Annotated in this window: 2 protein-coding genes; one reads left to right on the top strand and one right to left on the bottom strand. The window is 66.7% G+C overall.

The features are described from left to right. The first annotated feature begins 102 nt into the window (after window positions 1–102). Entirely contained in the window at window positions 103–465 is a 363-nt protein-coding gene (locus ABT296_RS38665) for a hypothetical protein (protein ID WP_351934851.1), read from the top strand. 196 nt (window positions 466–661) lie between these two features. Here ABT296_RS38665 and ABT296_RS38660 read toward each other — a convergent pair whose 3' ends face one another. Beyond that, window positions 662–1066 (bottom strand): type II toxin-antitoxin system PemK/MazF family toxin, encoded by a 405-nt coding sequence (locus tag ABT296_RS38660; RefSeq protein WP_351934850.1) that lies wholly within the window; start codon window positions 1064–1066, stop codon window positions 662–664. Window positions 1067–1251: the final 185 nt, after the last annotated feature.

Raw genomic sequence — 1251 nt, 5'->3', positions numbered from 1 at the left:
TACCGCTTACTCATGTTGCTCACTACCTGTGACTGCTTCCTCCGGGACCAACCGTCCCAGTATCAAGCTGTCCGGCTAGCAGGGGGAACCTCAGGTGGCGGCATGACCGACAGCCTGCCCGAGGCCGTAGCCGACGTGCTTGACCTCGTCCTGAATCCGGACGAGCCCGCTCACGTCGCCCTGCGACGGCAGGTGCACCAACTCAGGGTGCAATCCCGTTGTAAGTGCGGGTGCGGCACTGCCTACTTCGATCTCGACACCGACGCGGTGGAGCCCGCGCCAACGGGCCCCGGCACCGTGGTGGCAGCCGACGTGCAGCTCTTCACCGAAACCGGCGAAGCTCCTGGTGAGGTCCTGGTCTTCGCGAGAGACGGCTACCTCTCATGGCTGGAGGTCTGCTCTTGGAGCGATGACGTCGAGGTGAATCTCGCCGCAGCGCGGCGCTGGCTGCAGCCACCGTTCTGAACCCGAGCCGACGACCTCCGGCGGTCTCGCCCCCTGACACCGTCACCACGAGCCGACCGATCACGAGTTGGCGTGCAGTGACACTCCAGCCGTAGATCGTGATCTTGCGGTTGGCGCCTCGAAGGGGTGGGTGAGGCCACCGTTGATCATCTCGACGAGACAGGCCGGACTGTCAGGGAGGCCGTTCTTCCTCCGCCTACTTCAGCTTGCCGAGACGGAGGGCGTCCCTGATGTCGCTGACCTTCGCAGCCATGGCCGGGGTCCACTCCTGCTGCTCTTCGCTGAGACGGAGCGCGTCCTCAAGGGCACTGAGCTTCGCGGAGGGCAGGACGCCCGCCTGCTCGATCAGGTCGTCCCGGGACAGTGTGGTCAGCCAGGTGCAAGGGGTGAGGCCCGGACGCGAGAAACCGAACCGCAGCACGCCTTCGAAGGGCAGCCCTTCCGCAACTCCTACCGCCACTTCGACTCCCAGACCGCTGATGTCGACGCCTGCCGGAGCGACGACCTGCATCGCCCGGAACCCGCGCGCCTCGTCTCCGGACAGGAGTACGACCGGCCGCCGCTCGTCGAACTCGGCCCACCAGACTTCGCCGCGTTGCACTTGCCCTCCTGTGGCCCGGGGCTGCGGGCGAACCCCGCACGCTCGCGACCGAGGCAGGGAAGTCGTGCAGCCCCATCTCCGGACGCCTTGACTGAGCCCCTTCCAACCTGACGGGTGGTTGGGCTGCGGGCCCCGGCGGCGGGCATGAAGAAAGCTCCTGGTAGACGGGTTCACGACCAAGATCA

The sequence above is a fragment of the Streptomyces sp. NPDC000983 genome, from assembly GCF_040299205.1.
GTDB lineage: Bacteria > Actinomycetota > Actinomycetes > Streptomycetales > Streptomycetaceae > Streptomyces.
Note: the sequence above shows the minus strand (reverse complement) of the source record. Positions and strands in the feature narration are given on the sequence as shown.